Origin of the sequence: Faecalibacterium sp. AM43-5AT (assembly GCF_003603345.1) — a bacterium.
Lineage (GTDB): Bacteria > Bacillota > Clostridia > Oscillospirales > Ruminococcaceae > Faecalibacterium > Faecalibacterium taiwanense.
Map to the genome: position 1 here is coordinate 94,235 of NZ_QVGZ01000002.1, position 25,123 is coordinate 119,357.

The following is a 25,123-nucleotide window of genomic DNA, read 5'->3' on the forward strand; positions in this document are numbered from 1 at the left end:
TCCTTTCTGTCAGTTTCAGTTTGCGGAGCCTGCGGCCTGACCGTCGGTGGTAACAGCGCCATCAAGGTCTGTATCGCCGCTCAGGATGGCATCGTCCGACTCCTTATCGATGCGGCCCATATACTGCACGTTGGCATCGGTGGATGCACTGCCGTGGGGCCACTCGTCGGTGACAAGGTTCATTTCGCTCACATCAATGGGGCCGGTGTAGGTGCAGAAATACTGGTTGAGCAGGTTTGCAATGGAACCCGCATCCGGCACCACGCAGGAGTAACCGGCAAAGGTGTCGGTCTTGCCCACGTTGGGCACGCCCATGAACACCGGTGTCTGCGCCAGAATGATGTTGGAGCTGTCGAGCTTGAGGAAAGACACCACCAGCTTTGCAATGGTGGAAATGTCCATATCCGTCTTGATATAGTTCTTGAACACCAGCGGCAGCTGGTTCAGGATATCGGTGACACCCATGGCGCGGGCACGCTTGAACAGGCCGGCATAGAAATAGCGCTGCATGTTCAGGCGGTCGATATCGGAATTGGCGTAGCCGTCGCCGTGGCGGCAGCGCACAAAGAACTCTGCCGATGCACCGTTCAGATTGCGGTAGCCCTTGAGCAGTTTGCTGCCGCCGTAGGACATATCGTGGGGGATATACACCTCAATGCCGCCAAAGTTATCCACCATATCCACCAGTGCCTGCATGTCCACCGTCACATAGTAATCGATGGGCAGCCGGAACTGATCGTAGATGACATCGGCCAGAGCGGCGATGCTGCCGCCATTGGAGATCGCCACCGAGTTGATCTGATAATTCGTGGCGGCGTAGGTCTTGCCATTGGACAGGGTGATTTTTTTGTTTTTGGTGGTGACAAGGCTGTTGCGGGGGATCTGCAGCATCCGCAGTGCACCGTTCTTGATGTCGAACTGCACGTACAGGATCATATCGGTCATGCCATCATTGGAAGTGGGGTCGTTGGAATAACTGCGTCCCTCTTCATAGTCGATGCCGCAGACCAGAATGTTCACCACATCGCCCTTGTATTCCTCGGCTGTCTTGACCTCTTCCTCAATGGTAGGGGTGCTGTCGTCCGGGCGGATGCTGTCCTCCACCTTGTTTACAAGGCTGACTCCGTACACCACCACACCGGAGATCACCGCGATGATGGCCATGACCACTGCAAAAGGCAGCCAGAGGGGCATTTTCTTTTTCTTTTTGCGGCGGCGCGGCGGCTCCTGCCCTGCTCCCTGTGCCGGGCGGCGCGGCGGCTCATTGTGTGCACCGCCTGTGCTCTGCTTTGCATCCGTGCTGGACGCAGCGTGGCGCGGTGCGGCTGCTGCCGGATCCGGCCGGTTCAGAGAACGCGAAGTATTGATATGGCGTGGCGTCTGGCTCATGCTTTTTTGTATCCTCCAGATTTTCGCGGTCCTGCAAAAAAATGTTCCTGCAGACCTGTCATGCCCTTAAGTATAGCATTATCCGACGAAATCTGCAATCCGTTTTCTGTTTCCGCTTGTTTCAGAGCAGCTGTGCTCTCACCGTTCATTCTTCCCGCTGCGGGCCAGGATATCCTCATAGGCCGCCTTGGACATCGGGTCCAGAGGTTTTCCCTGCGAGAGCACGAAATCGTTGGTCTGCTTCAGCGCGGCCAGCATGGCGGCATCCAGATTCTTTTTTTCCAGCTTGCGCAGCTTTTCCACTCCGGGCCAGTCCCGCTCCGCGCTGGTCATATCGGCCAGATACAAAATTTTGTCAAGCCGGGTCATGCCGGGTTTGCCCGCCGTGTGGCAGGCAATAGCGCTAAGCACCGCTTCGTCGGTCACACCCCACTGGGTGCGGGCCAGAATGGCGGCGCACACGCCGTGCCACACCGGGGCCGGGCGCTCTTCGCCGCCCTCTGCATACTGGGGGTAAGCGCGCAGGATCTCGCGCATCTCATCCTTGCTGATCTCCTTGGCCGAGTCGTGCAGCAGGGCTGCCAACGCGGCCCGCTCCTCGTCCTCACCGTAGATCTTTGCCAGCTTGACGGCCGTTTTTTTCACATTCAAGGTATGCTCATAGCGCTTATCGCTCAAGCGGCCGCGCACAAGCTCCTTTGCCTGTTTGAGGTTCATTGGCTGATACTTCCTTTTTGTAGAGTTTCTCCCGGCGGATAACCGCCCGCACCGCCTCCGGCAGCTCAGCTTCACACCCTTCGCCTGCAGCCAGACGGGTACGGATGTCGCTGCTGGCCATGGGCAGCGCCTGTACCGGTGCAAACAGGATGCGTGCCCCGGTGGGGTCCAGCCGGAGAGCCTTTGCGTGCAGCTCGGGGTCGTCGCCCACATGGCGGCTGGTGACCACCAGATGGGCAAGGCGCAGGATATCCTGCCAGCGGTGCCAGCCGTCAAAGCTCAGCAGCATATCGCTGCCAATGGCAAGGTACAGCTGTGCACCGGGATTTTCCCGGGCCAGTTTTTCCACCGTGAGCACCGTATAGTTGCGGTTTCCGGCAGCGGCCTGCTCGATCTCCCAGCCGCTGACTTCCAGCTGCGGGATCGTGTCCGCATCCTCTTCCAGTGCATGGAAGCAGCTGCACATTTCCAGCCGCAGTGCGCCCGGCGCAGAGGTCTTCTGCTTGAAGGGCGAAAGCCCGGCAGGCATCACCACCACCTTATCCGGCTGCACGCGGGCAGCGGCAGCGCGCAGATTGTTCAGGTGGCCGTTATGGGGCGGGTCAAATGTACCGCCGTAGAGAAGAACTTTCATTTTTACTTCAGCAGATCAGCGTAGGCGCTGTCCTTTTTCTTCTGCAGGTACAGCACGAACTTGGAGCCGATCACCTGTACGCAGTCGGCACCGGTGGCCTCAGCCAGCTTGACCGAAGCTTCACGGGCATTGTACATGCTGTTTTCCAGCACCTTGAGCTTGATGAGCTCACGGGCATCCAGACAGTCCTTCACGCCCTGGATCATGGTCTCGTCGATCTCGCCCTTACCCACGATGAAAACGGGGTCCATGGTGTTTGCCTTGCCGCGCAGAATGGCGCGCTGTTTGCTTGTCAGCATAGTTTTTTCTCCTTTATTTTGAGGTTGATATTTCGATAAAGAAACGATTTAGAATTGTCTCCACTTGCGCTCTGACAATATCAGCGGAATTTCTATGATTTTTTGTAAAATTGAAAAATCTGCGGATTTTTCAATTTTACTTTTTCACAGGATGGGGCGTATCTGCCAGCGTCCTCGCCCTCTCAGGCGCTTTCGCGCCAGCTCTCCCAAAGGGAGAGCCTCTGGCGAGGAGATAAAGTTTGTGGTTTTGCCAAGGCCTCTCCCTTTGGGAGAGGTGCCGAACAACGTGAGGCGGAGAGGGCGAGCCCGTTTCAGGTTTACAATCATTTCAGCCTGATCTCCACTTTTCCAGACACCTGTGCGATGACGCCTTCTTCCTTGGCTGCACTCAAAAACCCCGGCAGCTGCTGTTCCAGCACTGCCAGCGCATTGCCGCGGTGGCTGATGGCGTCCTTTTCATCCGGGGTCAGCTGGGCGTAGCTGCGGCCCTCGGTGTTGGGGCGCTTATCGTGCTTTCCCACGCCGCAGTCGGCGGGGATGAACAGCGGGTCGTAGCCAAAGCCGTAGTCCCCGCACAGCCGTTCAAAGGCGATGCTGCCCGGGCACTCGCCCATGCAGGTCAGATGCCGCCCATCCGGCAGGATGAAGCACACCGCGGACACGAACTTTGCACCCCGCTGCCCGGCAGGCACAGCCTGCATGACATCCAGAAGCTTGTCGTTGTTGGCTTCGTCGTCGCCGTGGCGGCCGCAGTAGCGGGCGCTGTACACGCCGGGCGCACCGCCCAGCGCATCCACGCACAGGCCGGAGTCATCGGCGATGGTGGGCAGACCGCATGCCTTGCAGATGGTTTCAGCCTTGATGAGGGCGTTCTCGGCAAAGGTGGTGCCGGTTTCCTCCGGCTCGATGGTGATGCCCAGCTGCTTCTGGCTGACCACCTCGTGGCCCTGCGCTTCCAGAATGCGGCGCAGTTCGCGGAGCTTTCCGGCGTTGCCGGTAGCTGCACAAATTTTCATCTTGATACTCCTTCCGCTTTCAAAGCTCGCCCCTTTGGGAGAGCTCCGTCTCCGCGCCGCTGCAAGCGGACGGAACGGTGAGAGGGTTCTGTTTTAGTGCTTCCACTGGCGCGGGAGCAGCTCTTCCACAAAGCCCTCCGGGGTAAAGGGCAGCAGGTCGTCGATGCCCTCGCCCACGCCGATGAAGCGCACCGGCAGGCCCAGACGCTGCTTGACCGCTACCACGCAGCCGCCCTTGGCGGTGCCGTCCAGCTTGGTCAGGATGATGCCGGTAGCATCTGCAGCCTTGCAGAATTCCTTGGCCTGACTGATGGCGTTCTGGCCGGTGATGGCATCCAGCACCAGCAGCGTTTCAAGGCTGGCTTCCGGGCTGGCCTTCTTGACGCTGCGGCTGATCTTGGAAAGCTCTGCCATCAGGTTTGCCTTGTTGTGCAGACGACCTGCGGTGTCGGCAATGACCATATCATAGCCGCGTGCGGTGGCAGACTTTACGGTGTCGAAAATGACAGCCGCCGGGTCTGCGCCCTCGCCTGCGCTCACAATGGGCACACCGGCGCGGTCGGCCCAGATCTCCAGCTGTTCGCTGGCTGCAGCACGGAAGGTATCGCCTGCGGCCAGCATCACCTTTTTGCCCTCGCGGGTGTAGTGATCGGCCAGCTTTGCAATGCTGGTGGTCTTGCCCACGCCGTTCACGCCAATGACCAGAATGACGGCCGGCTTGCCGGAAAGATCCATCTCGGCATCCGGTGTCATTTCCTCGGCAATGATGTCGCGCAGGGCATCCGCCGCCTCTTCGCCGGTCTTCAGGCCCTTTTCGTGCACACGGTCGCGCAGCTTGTCCACCAGACGCACGGCCACCTCGCCGCCCACATCCGCAAGGATGAGCTGCTCTTCCAGATCATCGTACATATCATCGTCGATGACGCTGCCTGTGAGGGTGTTGAGGATATTGCCCCAGAAACCGGTGCGGGTCTTTTCCAGACCCGTTTTCATTTTTTCCTGTTCTTTTTCTTTGTTTTTCTTGCCAAATCCGAAGAACCCCATAGTGCCCTCCTATCTTTTTCTTTAATATATATCAGGAAACCAGCGTTGCGTCAACCTGTTCCAGATCAAGCTTGAGCAGCTTGGACACGCCGTCCTCCTGCATGGTAACGCCGTAAAGCACATTCGCGGCTTCCATTGTGCCGCGGCGGTGGGTGATCACGATGAACTGGGTCTTGTCGCTCACCCGGCGTAAGTACTGGGCAAAACGCACCACATTGGCATCGTCCAGAGCGGCTTCGATCTCGTCCAGAATACAGAACGGGGCCGGGTTGACCGCCAGAATGGCAAAGTAGATGCTGATGGCCACCAGCGCCTGCTCGCCGCCGGAAAGCGCTTCCAGATTTTTGATCACCTTGCCCGGCGGTGCCACCCGGATGCCGATGCCGCAGGAGAGCACATCGCTTTCATCCTCCAGCACAAGGCTGGCTTCGCCGCCGCCGAACAGCTCGGTAAATACGCGGCCAAAGTTTTCGTTGATGGCGCGGAAGCTGTCGGAGAAGATCTCCCGCATCTGTACCGAAAGCTTGGAGATCATGCGGGTCAGCTCATTGCGGCTTTCCTCCACATCGGTCACCTGATGCATCAGGGCATCGTAGCGGGCCTTGACCTCCTTGTATTCCTCGATGGCGCTCACATTCACGCTGCCAAGGGCGCGAATTTTGCCACGCAGGTCGGCCACCTGTGCGCGCAGGGCCGTCAGGCTTTCAAACTCCACGCAAAGGTTCTCTGCCTGACTGACCGAGAGCTGGTATTCATCCCACAGCTTTGCCACGGTCTGGTCGTACTCGGTCTCGGCAGCGGCCTTGCGCTCTGCAAGGCGGGCCATCTCGCGCCCCATTCCCTCGCGGCTGTCGGAGGAAGTGCGCGCCCGGCTCAGTGCCGCTGTTTCAGCCTGCTGGCGTTCCAGCCGCTGTTCCGTGGCTTCCCGGATTGCCTTTTCTTTTTGGGCGATCTCGGTCTGGCTGTCGGACTTTGCCTGCCGGATGGCTGCAATTTCTGCCCGGCAGCTCTCGCTGCGCTGTACCAGTGCCGCAAGGCTTTCTTCCAGCGTGGCGCGGCGGGCAGCGGCATCCTGTGCCCGCTGTTGCAGCGCTGCGATCTGGCTGTAGGCCAGTTCTGCATCCTTCTGGCGGGTCACCTGTTCCAGCCGCTTTGCGCTGAGCTTTTGGCTCAGTTCGGTCTGCTGGGCCACAAAGTTGTCGTCGCCTTCGGCAATTCGGTTCATCTCCGCCGTCAGCAGGTCGATCTTTGCCGTCAGCCGGGCCTGCAGGCTGGCAGCTTCCTCTGCTTTGCCACGGCTCTCTGTCAAGGCCGCCTGCAAAGCGTCGATCTGCTGCTGGCCGTTGCTGCGGGCCGTTTCCAGCTGGGCGGCAGCAGCTTCCAGCCGCTTCTGCTCTGCCTCGGCACGCACTTTGTCGTTGGCGGCGGTGATCTGTTCACTGGCCGTGGCGGTCAGCTCTGCCTGAAGGGCATCTACCTGCTCTTTGCAGCGGTCAGTCTTTTCCTGTGCAGCAAGGCAGTCTTTTTGTAACTTGGCCGCTTTCACCCGCAGCTCTTCCATCTCCTGCTTGCGGGTGAACAGGCCTGCGCTGCGCTGGACGCTGCCGCCGGTAAAGCTGCCGCCTGCATTGATCACCTGACCATCCATGGTCACGACCTTGCTGCGAAAGCCGTTGTCCCGCGCCACGCGAGAAGCTTCGTTGATGTCGTCCACCACGATGATGCGGCCCAGCAGGTTCGATACGATGTTGTCATACCGGCGGTCGGCCTGCACCAGACTAGAGGCAAGCCGTGCCGTACCGGAGAGTCGGCCACGGAACACGCCGGGCTGGACGGTATCCAGCGGCAGGAAGGTGGCGCGGCCTGCATTGTCATTGCGCAGCAGGGCAATAGCCGCTTTGGCAGCGGCTTCGTTCTCTACCACGATGTTTTGCAGCGCACCGCCCAGAGCCGTTTCCACAGCCACTTCACAGCCCGGCTCCACCTTTAAGATGGCGGACACCGGCCCGATGATGCCCCGCAGGCGGCGTGCACCGGCAGCACGCATGACGGCCTTGACCGAGTTCTGATAGCCGTCCATGTTCTTTTCCAGCTCCCGCAGCACGGAAAGGCGCTGGCGGGCGGCATCCAGCTCCCGGCCAAGCTTCTGCTCTGCCGCGTCGGCATCGTCCAGCGCAGCCTTGCGGCCTTTCAGCTTGAGTTCCACGCCGGAACGGACATTTGCCAGCTGCTTCTCGTTTTCTTCCAGCATCCGGCGATACTTGATGGTGTCGTCCAGATCCTGCTTTGCTTCGTCCCGCTGGGCGGTGCTTTCCTGCACGCTCTGCTCAAGGGCAGGCAGGCGCTGGCGGGCTGTTTCCCCGGCAGCTTCGGCAGCGGCCTGCGCCACCTGCGCTTCGGTGCGCCGGGCTGTCAGGCCGGCAAGTTCTGCTTTCAGGGTATCCTTGCGGGCACCGCTGGCACTGCTGGCATCGGTCAGACGTGCGATCTCCGCGTTCAGTGCCTCGATCTCTGCCGCCAGCTTTTCGCCCTCCGCTTCCATGGTCTTTGCCACGGCACGGTGACGCTGCAAGGCGGCCTGTGCCTCGGTGCTGTCCTGTTCCCCGGCGCTGATCTCTTCCTGCAGGGATGCGGCGCTCTCCTCGTTGCGGAGGATGTCGTTTTCCAGCACAGCGATGCGGCTCTCCGACCCGCTGATCTGCTCGGTGATGCTGCGGATATCCCCATTCAGGCGCTCAACAGCAACCGTCAGCTGCTGTGCCTGCATCCGGATCTCCTCAGCCTCCTGCTCGGCGGCTTTCGTCTCCCGGTCAAAGCGCTCGTAGTCGGCCTGTGCTGTCTCGTAGTCCCGCACCTGCTGGCGCACGGCTTCGCGCGCACGGTGCACACCGTCGGTCCACAGGGTCACTTCCAGCGTTTTGCGCTGTGCGGCCAGCTCGAGGAACTTTTCTGCCTTGGCGCTCTCTTTTTCCAGCGGGCCTACCCGGCTTTCCAGCTCGCCAAGGATGTCCCGCAGGCGTTCAAGGTTTTCGCCCGCCGCAGCAAGGCGGCGTTCCGCCTCGGTCTTGCGGTAGCGGTACTTGGCAATGCCGCAGGCTTCCTCAAAGATCTCGCGGCGCTCACTGCTTTTTGCGGCCACGATCTCCGCAATGCGGCCCTGCCCGATCACCGAGTAGCCGTCGCGGCCAATGCCGGTATCCAGCAAAAGTTCGTACACATCCTTCAACCGACACACCTGCCCGTTGATGGTATACTCGCTGTCGCCGGAGCGGTAATATTTGCGGCCAATGGTCACTTCGTCCGCATCCACATCAAAGGTGTGGTCTGCGTTATCCAGCGTCAGCCGCACCTGCGCAAAGCCCATGGCTCCGCGCCGCCGGGTGCCGCCGAAGATTACGTCCTCCATCTTGCCTGCCGCGCGCAGCTGGCGGGAGCTGGTCTCGCCCAGCACCCAGCGCACTGCGTCCGAAAGGTTCGACTTGCCGGAGCCGTTGGGACCCACCACACCGGTAACGCCTGCGTCGAACCGAATTTTGACTTTATCGGGAAAGCTCTTGAAGCCCTGGATCTCCAGTTCCTTGAATACCATTTACTTTTCCTTTATCACGCCCAGCAGCTTGAGCGCTTCTTTGGCAGCGCACTGCTCAGCGGCCTTTTTGCTGCGGCCTTCGCCACGGGCCACGCGGTCAGAGTTGAACCGCACCGCCACCACGAAATGCTTGTCGTGATCCGGGCCGGACTCGCTTTCTACTATATAGCTCAACCGCTCTTCCGGGTTCTGCTGCACGATCTCCTGCAGGCGGGTCTTGTAGTCGGCCTCGGCGTGCTTGCCCTCGGTGATAAAGGGCAGGATGAAGCTGCGGGCCACATCCATGCCGCCATCCAGATACAAAGCCGCGATCAGCGCTTCAAACGCATCGGACACAACGCTGGGGCGGTTGCGTCCGCCGCAGCGCTCCTCGCCGCGGCCAAGGCGCAGGTACTCGCCCAGATCGATCTCCTGCGCGAACTGGAACAGTGCACCCTCGCTGACAAGGCTGGCGCGGATGCGGGTCAGGTCGCCCTCCGGCCGGTCGGCATAGGCGTGGAACAGATAATCTGCCGAGACGATCTGCAGCACGCTGTCGCCCAGAAATTCCAGCCGCTCGTTGTGCTTGACCGGGATGCGGCTCTCGTTGGCATAGCTGGTATGGGTGAGCGCGATCTCCAGCAGCTCCGGGTTTTTGAACTTATAACCAATAATTGTTTCCAACTGATGGCTCATATGTTTTAGCTCCCTTATTGATGGTCAGCATCCTCGCCCTCTCAGGCTCACGTCCGTTCGCCAGCTCCCCCAAAGGGGGAGCCCTTGGCAAATCGATGCAGTCTGCACGAACTGCCAAAGCCTCTCACTCTGGGAGAGGTGGCATTGCAAAGCAATGACGGAGAGGGCAAGCCCGCTTCCCTTATTCCTCAGTTTTCTGTGCCGCAGCCAGCTCATCCAGCGCAGACTGCATGGTGCCGCACAGATCGTTCTCCACGCAGATCTTTGCCTGACGGATGGCGTTCTTGATTCCCTTGGCCTTGGAAGAGCCGTGGGCCTTGATGACCGGCTGCCTTGCACCCAGGAAAGGTGCGCCGCCGTACTCCTCGCTGTCCATCTGGTGCTTCAGGTCTGCTACGCTGCCCTTGAGCAGCAGATAGGCCAGCTTGCCGCCGAGGTTTGCGAGGAACATTTGTTTCAGCATGCCCAGCAGCATTTTCGCCACGCCCTCGGTCAGCTTGAGGATCACATTGCCGGTGAAGCCATCGCACACCACCACGTCCACCTCGCCACCCGGCACATCGCGGGGCTCGATGTTGCCCACAAAGCGGACGCCGGGGGTGGTTTTCAGCAGCTGGTGTGCTTCCTTGAGCATGGGGGTGCCCTTGCTCTCCTCCGCACCGTTGTTGGCCAGCGCCACGCTGGGGCTGCAGCGGCCTTCCACCTTGTTCACATAGCAGCTGCCCATGACAGCGAACGCCGCCAGCATCTCGGGGCGGCACTCCACATTGGCACCACAGTCCAGCAGCAGATAAGCCTGCTTTTTGGCGGGCACCATGGTAGCCAGAGCCGGGCGCTTGATGCCCTTGAGGGTGCGCACGATGAGACTTGCGCCCACATGCAGCGCACCGGTGCTGCCGGCGGAAACAAAGGCATCGCCCTTGCCGTCTTTCAGCATGTTCAAGCCCACCACGATGGAGGAATCCTTCTTCTGGCGGATGGCGCGGGCAGGCTCATCGCACATGTCGATGACCTCGGTGCAGTTCACCAGCTCAATGCCGTCCAGCGGGATGCTGTGCTCGGCAGCGGTCTTGCGCACCAGCGCCTCGTTACCCACGCCGATAAGCTGCACACCGTACTCCTTGACAGCCTGTGCGGCACCCTCCAGCACAGCCAGAGGGGCGTTGTCGCCGCCCATCATATCCACGATAATCTTCATAGCTTTTCTCCCTTCTTAAAGAGAAGTTTCATCCAGCCAGTGCTGGAAGCTGGCAACAGCGCGCTGAGCCTGTGCCATGTAACGCAGGCGCTTGTCCCGCGGGCGGCTCTCCTCCGGCAGCGGAGGAAGGATGCCCATATTCGCGCCCATGGGCTGGAAGTGCTTGTTCTCGGTGGTCAGGTACTGCACCAGCGCACCGCACATGGTATCCACAGGCGGGGCGGGCAGCTCTTTGCCTTCCAGCCGGGCATACAGGCTGCGGGCCGCCAGCAGGCCGCAGGCAGCGCTTTCCATATAGCCCTCAAAGCCGGTGATCTGGCCCGCAAAGAACACATTGGGGTGTTCTTTCAGGCACAGCTGGGCGCTGAGCACCCGGGGCGCATCGAGGAAGGTGTTGCGGTGCATGACGCCGTACCGCACAAACTCGGCATTTTCCAGCCCGGGGATCATGCTGAACACCCGCTTTTGCTCTCCCCACTTGAGGTTGGTCTGGAAGCCCACGATGTTGTACAGGGTGCGTTCCTTATTTTCGGCCCGCAGCTGGACATTGGCCCATGGACGGTGTCCGGTGTTGGGATTCACAAGGCCCACCGGGCGCAGGGGACCGAACCGCATGGTGTCGGCACCCCGGGCGGCCATGATCTCGATGGGCATACAGCCCTCGTACACGGTGACGGTATCGGCCTTTTTGCCGTGGGCATCCGGGTCGGGCTGAGCAGACTGCTCGGCCCCGGTATCGAAGTCGTGCAGCGGTGCGCGCTCGGCAGACGCGAGAGCTGCGTGGAAATTCTCGTACTCTTCCTTGTTGAAAGGGCAGTTCAAGTAGTCGGCCTCGCCCCGGTCATAGCGGGAGGCGGCAAACACCTTGTTGTAGTCCAGACTTTCAGCGGTGACGATGGGGGCCACGGCATCGTAGAAGTGCAGCCGCTCGTCACCGGTCAAGGCCCCGATCTCATCGGCCAGTGCGCCGTCGGTCAGGGGACCGGTGGCCACCAGAACGGGGGCAGTCTCATCAATGTGCTCCACCTGCTCCCGGTGGACGGTGATATTCTCACAGCTTTCCACCATGCGGGTCACTTCGGCGCTGAATGCATCGCGGTCCACCGCCAGCGCACCGCCAGCGGCCACGCGGGCCGTCTCGGCGGCGTTCAGCAGCTGGCTGCCCATCCGGCGCATCTCTTCCTTCAGCAGGCCGGAAGCAGAGTCCAGCCGTTCAGCTTTCAGGCTATTGGAGCAGATCAGCTCTGCAAAGCCTGCGCTTTTGTGTGCGGGCGAAAAATGCACGGGCTTCTGTTCGTACAGGTCTACCTGCACGCCCTTGCCAGCCAGCCAGAGGGCGGCTTCACAGCCCGCAAGACCAGCGCCCAGCACGGTTACTTGATAGTTCATAGTTTTATCCTTTTAGTCCTTTTTCGGCACCGGCATCTCGTAGCCGCAGCCTTCCTTTGCGCAATACAGCTTGGAGCCTTTGCGGAACATGGTGCTGCCGCACTTGGGGCACTTGGTGGGCACCGGCATGTCCCATGTCATAAAGTCGCAGTCCGGGTAGCGCTCGCAGCCATAATAGATGCGGCCCTTGGAGCTTTTGCGCTCCAGCATACGGCCCTTGCCGCACTTGGGGCAGATGCCGCCGGTATCCTTGACCAGCCGCTTGGTGCCCCGGCACTCCGGGAAGCCGCTGCAGGCCAGGAACTTGCCGTACTTGCCCACCTTGATGACCATGGGACGGCCGCACAGGTCGCATACCTCACTGGAAGGCTCATCCGGCACCTTGACCTTCTTGCCTTCCATGTTCTTTTCGGCCTGCTCGAGGCTTGCCGCAAAGCCCTGATAGAAGTCGTCCACCGTCTTGTGCCAGTCAGCCTTGCCGCTCTCGATCTTATCCAGATTCTTTTCCATCTGGGCGGAGAAGTCCACATCCACGATGTGGGGGAACTGCTCCAGCATCAGCCCATCCACAGCCCGGCCCAGCAGGGTGGGCTTGAGCTTTTTCTGGTCGCGCTCCACATAGCCGCGGTCGATGATGGTGGTGATAATGGGTGCGTAGGTGGAAGGACGACCGATGCCGTTTTCTTCCAGTGCCTTGATGAGGGTCGCTTCGGTGTAGCGGGCGGGCGGCTGGGTGAACTTCTGCTCGCTCTTCAGGTCGCGCAGCTTCAGCACCTGACCCTGCTCCAGCGGAGGCAGGGCGGTCTCCTTCTTTTCCTTTTCGTCGGTGGCTTCCTCGTACAGGACGGTGAAGCCGTCAAAGGTAACGGTATAGCCGCTGGCCTTGAAACGGTAGTCCGCCGCGCTGACCGTGACGGACACGGTGTCCTGCTGGCAGTCTGCCATCTGGCTGGCCATGAAGCGGCTCCAGATCATGCGGTAGAGCTTTGCTGTGTCGCCGTTGATGCTCTTGTCCACCTCGTCCGGTGTCAGGGACGGCACCGAGGGACGGATGGCCTCGTGGGCATCCTGTGCGGCAGTGGCGCTCTTGGTCTTCCATGTGCGCTTGTAGGGGCAGATATAGGCTTCACCGTAGGCCCCTGCGATATATTCCTTTGCGGCGGCAACGGCTTCATCCGAGATGCGCAGGCTGTCGGTACGCATGTAGGTGATCAGACCCATGGTGCCGTGGCCCGCAATGTCCACGCCTTCGTACAGGGTCTGGGCAGCGCGCATGGTGCGGGTGGCCGTAAAGCCCAAGCGGCGGGATGCCTCCTGCTGCAGGGTACTGGTGATAAAAGCCGGAGTGGGCTGCTTTGCCCGCTTGCCCTTTTTCAGCTCTGCCACCACGTACTCGGCCCCTTCCAGACCCTTTTCAATGGCGCGGGCCTCGGCTTCGTTTTTGGGCAACAGCTTTTTGCCGCTGGCATCGGTGGCCAGCCGGGCGGTAAAACTCTTGTGGCCCGCGCCGAGGGTGGCATCCACGTTCCAGTATTCGTCGGGCTTGAAGCTCTCGATCTCCTTTTCGCGGTCATCGATCAGCCGCACGGCCACGCTCTGCACGCGGCCTGCGGAAAGGCCCCGGCGCACCTTGCGCCAGAGGAACGGGCTGAGCTTGTAGCCTACCAGACGGTCCAGCACACGGCGGGCCTGCTGTGCGTTGAACAGATCTTCGTCGATGGCGCGGGGATGGGCCATGCCCTCCTTCACGCCCTTTTTGGTGATCTCGTCAAAGGTCACACGGTTCGGCTCGTGGGGGTCCAGCCCCAGAATGTTTGCCAGATGCCAGCTGATGGCTTCGCCCTCACGGTCCGGGTCGGTTGCCAGCAGCACGCCGTCTGCGTGTTTGGCCTTGCTCTTCAATTCCTTGATGAGCTTTTCCTTGCCTTTGATGCTGATGTACTGTGGGGCATAGCCGTGCTCCACATCGATGCCCAGCTGGGAAGCGGGCAGGTCACGGATATGGCCCATGCTTGCGGTGACCTCGTAATCATCGCCCAGATACTTGCCAATGGTTTTCGCCTTAGCAGGCGACTCCACGATAACCAGTTTCGCCATTCGAGTTTACTCCCATTTCAAATTTTCTTTCTTCTCTATCAGGAACGCACCGTGCAACTGCACAGTACGGGATTCTCTATTTTTATATCATACCACAGCTGTTGTGTGCTGCGCCAGCAGAAATTATACTATTTTATCACATACCGCTTGCCCGGCATGCACAGCACCCGGCCGGAAAGCTCCAGCTTCATCAGGGTGCCCAGCAGCATCGCTGTGGGCAGGCCGCTGCGCACGCAAAGCTCCTCAATGCTAAGGGGCTGCGGCCCGATGCAGGAAAGCACCTTCCGCTCGTTCTCGCTCAGAGGCTCCGGCTGCTTTGCCGTCACCGCCGCTGCGCTCTGCCGGCGCAGGCCCAGCGGGCCAAGCAGGTCAGCAGCAGAACACACGGCACGCGCTCTGCCGTCCCGCAAAAGGCCGTTTGTGCCTGCGGAATTGGGCGAGTAGATGCTGCCCGGCACCGCGAACACCGGCTTGCCATAGCGTTCGGCGTGAGACACAGTGGACATGGTGCCGCTTTTTTCCTGCGCTTCCACCACCAGCAATGCAGAGCTGAGCGCCGCAATGAGCCGGTTGCGCTGCAAAAACCCATTTGGGCCAACGCCCTCACTGCGGGGCGGGTACTCACTGATCACGCAGCCCTTCTGCTCGATCTTGTGCCGCAGCACCACATTGGCCGCAGGATAGGTGCGGTCGATGGGCACGCCCATCACAGCAATGGTAGGGCAGTTGTTTTTGACAGCAGCGCGGTGCCCGGCGCTGTCCAGCCCGTCCGCAAGGCCGCTGACGATCAAAGCACCGCTTTGGGCCAGTTCCCCGCCAATGTCCGCCGCTGCGTTTAGGCCGTATTCGGTAGGCTTGCGGCTGCCCACAATGCCCACCGCGCCCGGCTCGTTGAGCCAGAGCGGATCGCCGGTGCAGTAGAGCACCAGCGGCATATCCGGGATGCGGGAAAACGCCAGCGGATAGTCCGGGTCGTCAAACGGCAGGATGCGCACACCCAGATCATCGCACCGCATCACCAGCGGGTGGTACTGTTCCGGGACCAGCTGCTGCGCCCGCAGAGCTGCTGCCTCCCCCGCCGCAAGACGAAATTCTGCCGTATCGCGGGCTTCCCATGCTTCCTGTGCACCGCCAAAGGCATCCAGTACACGGCCCGCGTGAACGCTGGCCGGGCCAAGCACATGGGCCAGCCACAGCCAGCACAGCAGCGGATCCGGGGCAGGCTCCGGCGGGAAAAGGCTGGTCTGCCCTGCAAGGCCGCTCACAGGCTTTCCTCCCGGAAATGCCACAGCAGGATGCTGCCCGCAATGCCGGCGTTCAGGCTTTCCACCCGGTCGGTCATGGGGATGCGCACCGTGCTGCTGCAGGCAGCAATGGTCTCATCGGTCAGGCCCTGACCCTCGCTGCCAATGACGACGCAGATGCCGCCGGGGCAGCTTGCCTGCGCCGCGCTCAGCGGCTGAGACTTGTACAGCGCGGCAGCAAGGCAGGTGATACCCTTTGCGCGCAGCTGGGTGATGGCATCGGGCATGGCACCGGCTTCGATCACCGGGATGCGTACTGCCGCACCCATGGAAGCGCGCAGGGTCTTGGGGGCATACACATTGGCACAGCCGTCGCTCAGGATCACACCGTCAAAGCCAAAGGCCGCAGCAGAGCGCAGCAGGGTGCCCACATTGCCGGGGTCCTGCACCCGTTCCAGCGCCAGATACCGCCCGCCGGCCTTCACTTCGTCCAGTGTGTGCACCGGGGTACGGAACACGCCGAACACCCCCTGATGGGTGCCCACATCGGCCAGCTTATCGGCCACATGGTCTTCCACAAGGTAGTGTTCACCGGGCAGCCCGGCAAGCTCCGGGCACTTTGCCATAGCGCTTTCCGTATAAAATAAGGTCTCCAGCTGCGCACTGCGAGCAAGCTCCGGGCAGAGCTTGCGGCCCTCGGCCAGAAAGCGGCCCTCGCTGCGGCGGAATGCCGCGCTGGAAGAAAGGCGGCAGGCGTATTTGATCTTTGCGTTTTCCCGGCTGGTGATTTTTTCGTCCATCGTGTGTATTCAACCTTTCGCTGTACTGTCGTTCAAAAAGTAATCTGCCGTCTTGTTCAAAAAATGCAAAAAGGGCAGCGTCTGCCACAAAGCGTTCCTGCGGCAGGGCGCTGCCCTGAAAAACATGTTTCCCTGCCGTAAGAACCCCGGATACAAAACGGACGCCCGCGTATACGCGCGGGCGTCACGATTCAAGTTCCTAATCAGGCGTTCTTGACGGTCTCGACCAGAGCTGCAAAGCTCTTGGGATCGTTAATAGCCATCTCAGACAGCATCTTGCGGTTCAGCTCGATGCCAGCCTTCTTCAGACCAGCCATGAAGGTGGAGTAGTTCATGCCCAGAGGACGAACTGCGTTGTTGATGCGGCAGATCCACAGGTTGCGGAACTGACGCTTCTTCATGCGGCGGCCAGCCAGAGCGTAGTTGCCGCTCTTCATGACCTGCTGCTTGGCCATCTTAAAGTGCTTGCTCTTGCAGCCGTAGAAGCCCTTGGCCAGCTTCAGCATCTTCTTACGACGTTTGTGAGTCATGGTTGCGCCCTTGATACGTGCCATTTTTTATATCTCCTTTAGTTGTCTCAATAGAATGTGTTTGCCTGCGGCTCGCTCTTAGGCGTAGGGCAGCATGCTCTTGATGGTAGCTGCGTTGGTCTTATCAACGTAGCTGGGCTGACGGTAGCCACGGGTCAGCTTGGTGGTCTTCTTGGTCAGGATGTGGCTGCGGAATGCGTGGCCGCGCTTGATCTTGCCGTTCTTGGTCAGCTTAAAGCGCTTCTTAGCGCCGGAGTGCGTCTTCAGTTTCATCTTAGCCATTTTAGTTTCCTCCTAAAATTAGTCCTTATTGGGTTTCGGGATCAGCAGAATGGACATCGTGCGGCCCTCGAGCACCGGCGGCTTATCGGTGGATGCCTGAGGCAGAGCCTCGGCAAAACGTTTCAGCACGTCTGCGCCCAGAGCACTGTGCGCCATTTCACGGCCGCGGAAGCGGATCGAAACCTTAACCTTGTGGCCAGCTGCCAGGAACTTGGCAGTCTGGTTCAGCTTGGTATTGAAGTCGTTGGTGTCAATGTTGAGCGAAAGGCGGGTCTCTTTAACTTCGACCACCTTCTGGTTCTTCTTGGCTTCCTTCTCCTTCTTCTGCTGTTCAAAACGGTACTTGCCGTAATCCAGCACCTTGCACACAGGCGGAACAGCCTGCGGTGCGATCTTGACCAGATCCAGACCAGCATCTTCAGCAGCGCGCATGGCCACCTGAATGGACACAACGCCCTTCTGCTCGCCGTCTGCACCGATCAGACGGACCTCACGGTCACGGATCTGACCGTTGATCTCCAGTTCCTTCGACTTTCCAGCGGTAGCGATAATGAATGCACCTCCAAACAAAATCCATTTTGTTGCAATATTTGGCATAGAAAACGCGGCCGCCCATTTTCAGGACAGCCGCGCAAAAATTCACTCAAAGCCGCAGTCCACTCGTAATGAACTGCCTTCAGGTATAGCCCGGGGGATCTTTCCCTCGCAAGGCGAGCGCGGCACAGGCCGTAGCTGCTTTCTTTACCCGGCTATTTTACCACAGGCAGAAAGCGCTGTCAAGCACTTTTTATGCGTTTTGCGGGAAAAATATGACTTTTCCGAAAGGCAGGCCATCAGGGAGCAGCATCTGCCCGGGCATCGGTGCCGCCCACTCCGGCAGGATGACGCGAAGCCATGGTCTAAAGTGTAGGCTGCAATTAAAATCGACCAAAAAGCCTTAACGGGAAGTGCGAGGGCTTCTCACGCTGGATGGACTGGCGAGCGGAAGCAGGACGGAGTGGGCGGCACCGACGTTCTCCTACGCTTCGATCAGCCTCCCCAGCTCCAGCGAGTAGATGCCCTTATACGTTACCTTCTTCGGCGCAAAGCGCTTATCGATGGCAAGGGCATAGAGGTTCAGCTGCGGGCGGTAGGCGCTCAGGAAGTCCGCTTCGGTCTTGCGGCGGTCGGTCTTGTAATCCAGCAGTTCCAGATGATCTGGGAACACCAGCACAAGGTCTGCAATGCCCTGCACCAGCACCTGCTCATCCTGCACGGCGGCGGCTTCCTGCGCGGAAGCGCCCTGTGCCGTCAGCACGGCCGACGCGGGCAGCGCCGTGATGAAGGCCAGCTCCCGCAGTACCTCGTCTGCCCCGCAGATCTTTGCAAAGGCTTCGCTCTCGGCAAAGCGGCGGATGCGGTCTGCATTGAGTTTTTCCGCAATTTCCGGGGCTACCAGCCGGGTGTCCACCTGCCGCTGGCGCTCTGCAAGGATGGCTTCCTCCAGCGTGCCCGCCGCTTTGGCAGCAGCAAGGGAGGCAAAGTCCGCATGTTCCAGAAAAGCGTGCAGGGCCGTACCCATTTCGGCGGCAGTCAGTCCGTCCTTGGAGAGAAAGGCAGGGCGTTCCAGCGTGGTCTGCTCGGCCTTGTGCACGATGCTGGTCACGCTGACCTTGGCGGGCACCGCAGCCAGTTTTGCCGCCGGATACCGCCATGCAAAGCCCTCCTGCAGCTGAGCCACCAATGCCGGGTCTGCCGGGACAGGCTCTGCCGCTTCCGGTTCCTGTTCCGGTGTTTCCGGCTCCGGCTGAGCTTCCTGCACCGTGACCATGATCTCGCTTTCCGTAAACACAAAGGGCAGTTCCAGATCTCCTGCCAGCCGCCGCAGCGGCCCGCCGAAGGGATGCACCAGCAGCGCTGCACGCAGCCAGTCGGCAAAGCTGCCCGCCTGCTGGTTCAGCGTTTCTCCCGCGCCCGCAGCAAGGAACGCTGCCGCCTTGGCAAAGGGATTGCCGGTCTTGGTCATGCCCAGCGGCACCGTGAGGATCAGCTTATCCTGTGCACGGGTGAGCGCCACATATAAAAGGCGCATCTGCTCGCTGCGCGTTTCCTGCGCATGGACGCTGGCAAGGGCCGCGTAGGCTGCAGTCTTGTACATGCTCTCGCCCTGTTCCGGGCGCAGGCGCAGGCCCGCGCCGTATTCCCGGTGCAGCAGCACCGGCTGGTAAGTGTCGCTCAGGTTGAAGTGCCGGGCCGTGTCGCCCACGAACACCACCGGGAACTGCAGACCCTTGGAGCGATGGATGGTCATAATGGTCACACAGCCAGGCCGCGCACCGCCGGGCACAGTGTCCTGCCCGGTAGAACCGGCCTGCGCCGCCGCGTCGATGGCACGCACCAGCGCCGAGATGCCGTTTGCACCGGTCTGTGCACAGAAAGCCGCAAAGCGCCGGGCATCTTCCCGGCGATGCGCACCGTTTTCCAGTACGCCCAGCGCAGCAAGATAGCCGGTGGAGACAAAGATCTCTTCCAGCAGCTGTTCTGCCGGGGCACTGCGGGCCATGCGCCGCAGTGCGGCGAGTCGGCCATAAAAGTCTTTCACCTTTCGGGTGAACGGAGTTTCATCACCATTCTGCACCACCTGCAGCACTGCGCCGTACAGACTCATGCGGGAAGCCCTTTTGCCCGTTTCCTTCGCGCCCTGTTCCTCCTGCGCCTTTTTCTGCATTGCGGCGCTCTGGGCACGCAGGCGTACAAGGTCGTCGTCCGTAAAGCCGAACATCGGCCCCAGCATGGCGGCGGCAAGGTAGATATCCTGCGCCGGGTTGTCGATGACCTTCAAAAGCGAGATCAGCGGACGGATGTGCGCTGCTTCCATCAAGTTTTCGCGCGCATCCGCATACACCGGGATGCCCCGGGCCGTGAGCGCTTCCTCATAAGCGTGGAAGTCGCCGCGCGCCGCCAGCAGGATGCAGCAATCCTCGTACTGCACCGGGCGGGTGGAGCTGCCGTCCCGCACTGGTTCGCCGTTTTTCACCAGTTCTTCAATGCGCTGGGCGATCCACGCCGCGTCGGTCTCAGCGGTGTCGTCGGGCAGGAAGTGCGCTTCCACGCTGCCTGCGTAGTCGCCGGGTGCACCGCACACCAGCCGCTGGCCGTCGCCATAGGCGGTATCGCCCAGCTGGGGGGTCATGAGCTGTTCAAAGATAAAGTTGATGCCTGCCACCACCTGCGGGGCGGAGCGGAAGTTCGCATCCAGCGCCAGCAGAGCGTTTCCGCCTGCCGTACCCTCCTCCGGGCGGGGGCGGGCAGTGCCGCCGGGCAACGGTGCCCATGCGTTCAGCTTAGCCCGGAAGATGCTGGGGTCGGCCTGACGGAAGCGGTAGATGCTCTGCTTCAGGTCGCCCACAAGGAACAGGTCATCCCCCGCCGGGGAAGCAAGGCAGCGGTAAATGGCATCCTGCAAAGCGTTCGTGTCCTGATATTCGTCCACCATCACGGCGGCATAGCTCTGCCGGATGCTCTGGCACAGCGGGGTGCACACGCCATCCGGTGTGCGCAGCAGCCGCAGGGCCTGATGCTCAAAATCGCTGAATTCCAGCAGCTTGCGCTCCTTTTTCTTTGCCGAGAAGCGGGCATCAAAATCCCGCACGGCGGCAAACAGCGCCCGCAGCCGGGGCAGGGCCTCCCTGCGGTCGGCTTCGGCCTCCTCCTCGCTGCAGGAGATAAGCTCCGTGATCTGCTCGAACAGCTTGGCGGCTTCGTCTGCGCGGGTCCTGACCGCCGCCTTATGATCGCCGGTCAGCCGTTTTTTCATGCCCTTGAAGCCGGGCATCTCCTCCATGCCCAGCACATAGGGTGTCAGCTTATCGTACAGCGGTGTCCACTGCCCTGCCGCAGCCAGCCGTTCCACCTCGCCCAGCAGGGCGGCGGCGCTTTCCAGCCGGGAGAGCGGCTCTGCAAATTTATCGTTGACACCGGCCACGGCCTTTGCCTTGGAAGCAGCGGTCTTGCCTTTTTCCTCGGCCTGTGCCTGTGCAAGGACAAAATCTTCCTTACAGTCTGCCAGCGCTGCCGTCAGCAGTTCCCGCGCGGCCTTTGCGCAGCGGGCCGCTTCCGCCAGCAGCAGGTCATGCCAGCAGGTAAAAGCAAAGCCGTTTTCCCGCTGCCAAGGTGTCAGATATTCGTCCAGCCTGCGGTCGTAGTCCGGCAGAGCGCGCAGAAAATCGTACACATGCAGGATGGTATTGCCTGCGGCCTGATCGGTGCGGCCCTTGCCGTAAAGGTCGGCAAAGGCACAGAAGTCCGGGTCGCGGTAGGCATTTTCCAGCGTTTCGGCCAGCGCCGAAGCCCGCAGCACCTCCACGCTGCCGGGGTCTGCCGGGGCAAAGTCCGGCGGGATGTCCAGTGCCTGAAAGTGCTTGTGCAGCAGGTCCAGACAGAACGCGTCAATGGTGCAGATGGGCGCACGCTGCAAAAGCATCCGCTGGCGGCGCAGGCTCGTGTTGTGGGGCTGCTGCTGGCTGAGCCGCAGCAGTGCCTGCCCGATGCGTGCCCGCAGCTCTGCCGCCGCCGCATTGGTAAAGGTGACGATGAGCAGTTTGTCCGCATCCACCGGGTGGTCCGGATCGGTGATGAGCCGCACGGCGCGTTCGGTCAGCACGGCTGTTTTGCCGCTGCCCGCCGCTGCGCTCACCAGCAGCGCACCACCCCGGTCCTCAATAGCAGCGCGCTGGGCCGGAGTCCATTTGGGTCCACTCATGCCTGCTCACCTTCCTTCTCGTTCTCGGTCTCTTCCGGCTCAAAGGGTTTGGCCGGGGCTTCCAGTGCCCGCTCGCCGATGCCGGTCTCGTGGCAGCAGATAAAGCTGTAGTCGCACCAGATGCAGGGGTTCCTGCCTGCGCCTGCCACCAGCGGTTCTGCAGCGATCTGCCCATCGTAAAGCTGCTGGCCCATCTGGGTGACAAGATCATCCAGATGCAGCTGGATGCGGTTGAGCTTTGCAATATCGGCACGCTTATCCTTCTGGCTGGGGCTGGGTACACCGTTGCGGTAGCCAAAGGGCAGGTAGCGGCCCGTCTCATCCGCATCCATGGCATCGAACACCTTCTGCTCGTCCCTCACAAGGCCGTCCAACTCGTACTGCACGTCCTGCTGTGCCTGCTGGCGGTTGGTGGTCTTGGGGGCCGGGTCTGCCAGCAGATACAGCACGCCTGCTGGTTCCGCACCGGTAAAGCGGCCGCTCTTATCCCGCGTCAGGCTGAACAGATACAGAAGCATCTGGCAGTCCAGCCCGCAGTATACCTCTTTCAGGTTCAGTTTTTTGGTGCCGGTCTTATAGTCCACCACCCGCACCCAGCGGGTGCCGTTTTCCTCCACCCACTCGTCGGCACGGTCCACCGTGCCCACCAGCTGCACCGTGCGCCCGTCCGAAAGATGATACACCTGCCCGGGCACGGCATCCTCCCCGGAGCCGATGCGCAGCTCACAGGCTGCCGGGTGGAAGCAGGACTGCTTCTGTTCGTCCCGCAGGTAGCACAAAAGGCTTGTCATGCTTTTTTTGAGCCGCGAGAGCAGATAGGCGAACCGGGCCGTATCCTCCGGCAGATAGCGCTTTGCATATTTATCCACCAGCAGGCCGGCAAGGCCTGCCATGGCATCATCGTCCAGCTCCAGAAATGGGGCCAGCCCGGCGCAGGGATTATCCGCATCCGGGTGCGGGTCCAGCGCCATCTGCAGCACCCAGTGCATCAGGGTGCCGCTCTGGTCGGCAGAAAGCTCGGCCCGTCTGCGGGGCTTCAGGCCCAGCACATACTGCAAAAAATAGCCGTAACGGCAGGTATAGTATTTTTCCAGCTGGCTGGGCGAAATGCGCAGCCGCTGCCCCAGCAGGCCGCTCAGCGCAGACAGATCGTTCACCTGCCGGGGCGGGGCCTCCTCCATGCGCTGCAGCAGCGCAAGGCCCCGGGGTGCATCCGTCTGCGGCAGACGCAGCGCCTCCGTCAGGCTGGCGCGTTCCGTGTCGGTCAGCGGCCAGCCGCCCAGCGTATCCAGTGCATCGGCGGGGGTGGCTGCAAGGTCGGGAAGCTCCAGCTCCGGTGCCGCCGGATGCAGGGCCTCCACGATGGGCTCCAGCGCTGCGCACAGGGTCTTGCCCTGCCCCTTGGGCCAGCTGAGCCATAACCCCTTTGCCGGTGCGGTGAGGGCTTTGTAAACGCACACCTGCTCGCGCACCACGCGGTTCTCAAAGCAGTCCGGCAGATCGATCTGCTTTGCCATCAGAACATCGCGGTCGGCGTGGGTCAGAAGGCCCGTCTCGGACGGTGCACAGGGAAATTCGCCCTCCGCAAGGCCCAGCACGAACACATAGTCCGGCGCGTCCAGACGCATTTTGCCCGCGCTTGCCAGCACCACGGCATCCAGCGTCTGCGGGATGTGCCCAAGGTCCGAAGAGCGCAGCAGCAGGCTGAACAGGTCCTCATATTCTGCAAAGGTCACACCCTGCCCGCCCAGCAGGTGGGCCATTTCGTTGAGCAGCTGCATCACCACGTTCCACTCGCGGGCCGCTTCCTCTGCCGCCGGGATGCCTCGGGCAGTGCGGACGGCTTCCACCAGCGCTGCCTGCTGCTCTTCTGCACCCAGCTTTTTCAGGCAGAAATACAGTTCCCGGCTGATCTGTTCGGCGCTGCCGCCCCGCACCTTGCTGCGCAGTTCGTCCACGGCTGTTACCAGCAGCTGGCGGGCAGTCTCGGCATCCTCCAGCGTTTTTGCATCCTCATCGGACAGTTCATTTTCGCCGAAGCCCTTGGGGCTTTTCTCAAATTTTGTGCGCCATGCCGCCGCATTGGGTGACCAGGTATAGGCATAGTTTTCCAGCGCGCAGACCTGCGGCTCGGTCAGAGCGCACAGGCCGGTCTTGGCAAGAATGGTCAGGTTTTCGGTCATATCCGCACCGCGCAGCAGTGCCAGCAGTGCACGCACCGCCGTAGCCGGGGCGCTGAACTCCGGGGTGGTGGGTTCATCGCAGTAAAGCGGGATATCTGCCATGCGGAACTCGTACCGGATGGCCGCACGGTAATCCGGGATATTGCGGCAGACCACGGCCATTTTGCCGCAGCGCACGCCCTGCCGCATCAGGCGGCGGATGGCCGCAGCGGTGCAGCGGGCTTCCTCTTCCCGGCTGGCAGCGGCAAACAGCCGCACCTCCGGCGCAGCGGGCGGCACCTCACAGGTGCCAGTCTCTAAAAGCTCTGTCACAGCCGCAAGGCCGGGCGCATCCTTATGGCGCAGGTCGCGGCGCAGCAGCTCCGGCACTGCCGCATCAGCACCGTTTTTGCGGGCCAGCTGCCGCAGCTGTGCGGCCACCTGCTTTGCGCCGGAAAAAAGCCCCATATCCCCCGGCACCATGGGCGCACCGTCGTCGCACAGGGCCACCGTGACGGTGGGCAGCGCTGCCAGCATCGCGCCCATCAGCCGCTTTTTGGGTGCGTTGAAGGTATCGAACTCGTCAATGAACACTTCCCGCTCCCGCAGAAAGTCCGGCAGTTCGCCCCGGGCAAGAGCGGCTTCCAGCCGGTCAGCCGCCAGCTCCAGCCGGTCGGCGGGGTCCATGCCGGTGCCCGCCAGCAGCGTTTCGTACCCCTGAAAGATCAGTGCCAGCTCGCTCAGCTTGCCGCTTTCCGGCCCGCAGTCCGGCGCAAGCTCTGCCAGCTGTGCGCCGGAAAGGCCGGCACTTTTCAGCTCGTCGATGGTCTGGGCCGCCATCTGGCAGAAGGCCGCACTGCGGCGGTGGCGGTAGTAGTAATGCACATGATCCTGCAGCTCTTCCAGCGCGCGGCGCACCAGCACGGCGCGGCCCGCGTCCGAAAGGGTCTGCACCGCCGCGCCGCCCTCGGCAGAGAGGATGCGCTCGGCCAGACTGGTAAAGGAAAAGCTTTCCACCATGCCGGAAAGAGCATCGCCCAGTTCCCGGTAGATGCGGCCCTCCGTGCTGGAAGTGAACTGTTCCGGCACCAGAAGGATGCTGCGCCGGCCTGCCTCGGCCCGGGCGCGGATGCGGGAATAGAGCAGGGTGGTCTTGCCGCTGCCGGAGCCGCCTAAAACCAGTTTGAGCATGGGGCACTTCCTCCTAAAAAAACGATCTGTGTTTATTGTAACACGAAAATCCTCTCAAAAAAAGTGTGATTCTCTACCTTTTAGCCTGCAGCTGTGGTACACTTGGACCGACAAACTTTTCCACAC

At 61.2% G+C, this 25,123-nt stretch carries 18 protein-coding genes; all 18 read right to left on the bottom strand.

Annotated elements, in window-relative coordinates; translation table 11 throughout:
- Positions 1-15: 15 nt before the first annotated feature.
- Positions 16-1,389: an LCP family protein gene (locus DW937_RS04355; protein ID WP_243111423.1), complete on the bottom strand. Its 1,374-nt coding sequence runs from the start codon at positions 1,387-1,389 to the stop codon at positions 16-18.
- 138 nt (positions 1,390-1,527) lie between these two features.
- On the bottom strand, positions 1,528-2,106 hold the full coding sequence (gene yqeK, locus DW937_RS04360) for a bis(5'-nucleosyl)-tetraphosphatase (symmetrical) YqeK (protein ID WP_118526314.1): 579 nt from the start codon (positions 2,104-2,106) through the stop codon (positions 1,528-1,530).
- The gene (gene nadD, locus DW937_RS04365) at positions 2,057-2,740 is read right to left on the bottom strand and encodes a nicotinate (nicotinamide) nucleotide adenylyltransferase (protein ID WP_120120238.1); all 684 of its coding nucleotides are present in this window, start codon (positions 2,738-2,740) and stop codon (positions 2,057-2,059) included. Before nadD ends, yqeK begins: the two co-directional genes overlap by 50 nt.
- Positions 2,741-2,742: 2 nt before the next feature.
- Entirely contained in the window at positions 2,743-3,039 is a 297-nt protein-coding gene (locus DW937_RS04370; protein ID WP_005944364.1) for a YhbY family RNA-binding protein, read from the bottom strand.
- Between the two features lie 323 nt (positions 3,040-3,362).
- On the bottom strand, positions 3,363-4,055 hold the full coding sequence (rdgB, locus tag DW937_RS04375) for an RdgB/HAM1 family non-canonical purine NTP pyrophosphatase (protein ID WP_120120239.1): 693 nt from the start codon (positions 4,053-4,055) through the stop codon (positions 3,363-3,365).
- Positions 4,056-4,148: 93 nt separating this feature from the next.
- Positions 4,149-5,099, bottom strand: a complete 951-nt coding sequence (gene ftsY / locus DW937_RS04380; RefSeq protein ID WP_005944371.1) for a signal recognition particle-docking protein FtsY — start codon at positions 5,097-5,099, stop codon at positions 4,149-4,151.
- 31 nt (positions 5,100-5,130) lie between these two features.
- Positions 5,131-8,688, bottom strand: a complete 3,558-nt coding sequence (smc, locus tag DW937_RS04385) for a chromosome segregation protein SMC (RefSeq protein ID WP_120120240.1) — start codon at positions 8,686-8,688, stop codon at positions 5,131-5,133.
- Positions 8,689-9,363 carry a ribonuclease III gene (gene rnc / locus DW937_RS04390; RefSeq protein ID WP_120120241.1) on the bottom strand — a complete coding sequence of 225 codons (675 nt, stop codon included), beginning with the start codon at positions 9,361-9,363 and terminating at the stop codon, positions 8,689-8,691.
- A 181-nt stretch (positions 9,364-9,544) separates the two neighbouring features.
- A complete protein-coding gene (plsX, locus tag DW937_RS04395; protein WP_120120242.1) occupies positions 9,545-10,561 on the bottom strand; it encodes a phosphate acyltransferase PlsX in 1,017 nt (338 codons plus the stop codon).
- Between the two features lie 15 nt (positions 10,562-10,576).
- Positions 10,577-11,950, bottom strand: coding sequence for a methylenetetrahydrofolate--tRNA-(uracil(54)-C(5))-methyltransferase (FADH(2)-oxidizing) TrmFO (gene trmFO, locus DW937_RS04400; RefSeq protein ID WP_120120243.1), 1,374 nt, complete (start codon positions 11,948-11,950; stop codon positions 10,577-10,579).
- Positions 11,951-11,962: 12 nt separating this feature from the next.
- Positions 11,963-14,047 carry a type I DNA topoisomerase gene (topA, locus tag DW937_RS04405; RefSeq protein ID WP_120120244.1) on the bottom strand — a complete coding sequence of 695 codons (2,085 nt, stop codon included), beginning with the start codon at positions 14,045-14,047 and terminating at the stop codon, positions 11,963-11,965.
- A gap of 128 nt (positions 14,048-14,175) precedes the next feature.
- Entirely contained in the window at positions 14,176-15,312 is a 1,137-nt protein-coding gene (dprA, locus tag DW937_RS04410) for a DNA-processing protein DprA (protein ID WP_120120245.1), read from the bottom strand.
- Positions 15,309-16,091, bottom strand: coding sequence for an RNA methyltransferase (locus DW937_RS04415; protein WP_120120246.1), 783 nt, complete (start codon positions 16,089-16,091; stop codon positions 15,309-15,311). The genes dprA and DW937_RS04415 overlap by 4 nt, the downstream gene beginning before the upstream one ends.
- 203 nt (positions 16,092-16,294) lie before the next feature.
- Entirely contained in the window at positions 16,295-16,645 is a 351-nt protein-coding gene (rplT, locus tag DW937_RS04420; protein WP_005928218.1) for a 50S ribosomal protein L20, read from the bottom strand.
- A gap of 54 nt (positions 16,646-16,699) precedes the next feature.
- Positions 16,700-16,903: a 50S ribosomal protein L35 gene (rpmI, locus tag DW937_RS04425; protein ID WP_005928215.1), complete on the bottom strand. Its 204-nt coding sequence runs from the start codon at positions 16,901-16,903 to the stop codon at positions 16,700-16,702.
- Between the two features lie 18 nt (positions 16,904-16,921).
- On the bottom strand, positions 16,922-17,500 hold the full coding sequence (gene infC / locus DW937_RS04430) for a translation initiation factor IF-3 (protein ID WP_005944384.1): 579 nt from the start codon (positions 17,498-17,500) through the stop codon (positions 16,922-16,924).
- Positions 17,501-17,921: 421 nt separating this feature from the next.
- Positions 17,922-21,644: a UvrD-helicase domain-containing protein gene (locus DW937_RS04435; protein WP_120120247.1), complete on the bottom strand. Its 3,723-nt coding sequence runs from the start codon at positions 21,642-21,644 to the stop codon at positions 17,922-17,924.
- Positions 21,641-24,997 carry a PD-(D/E)XK nuclease family protein gene (locus DW937_RS04440; RefSeq protein WP_120120248.1) on the bottom strand — a complete coding sequence of 1,119 codons (3,357 nt, stop codon included), beginning with the start codon at positions 24,995-24,997 and terminating at the stop codon, positions 21,641-21,643. Before DW937_RS04440 ends, DW937_RS04435 begins: the two co-directional genes overlap by 4 nt.
- Positions 24,998-25,123 lie beyond the last annotated feature (126 nt).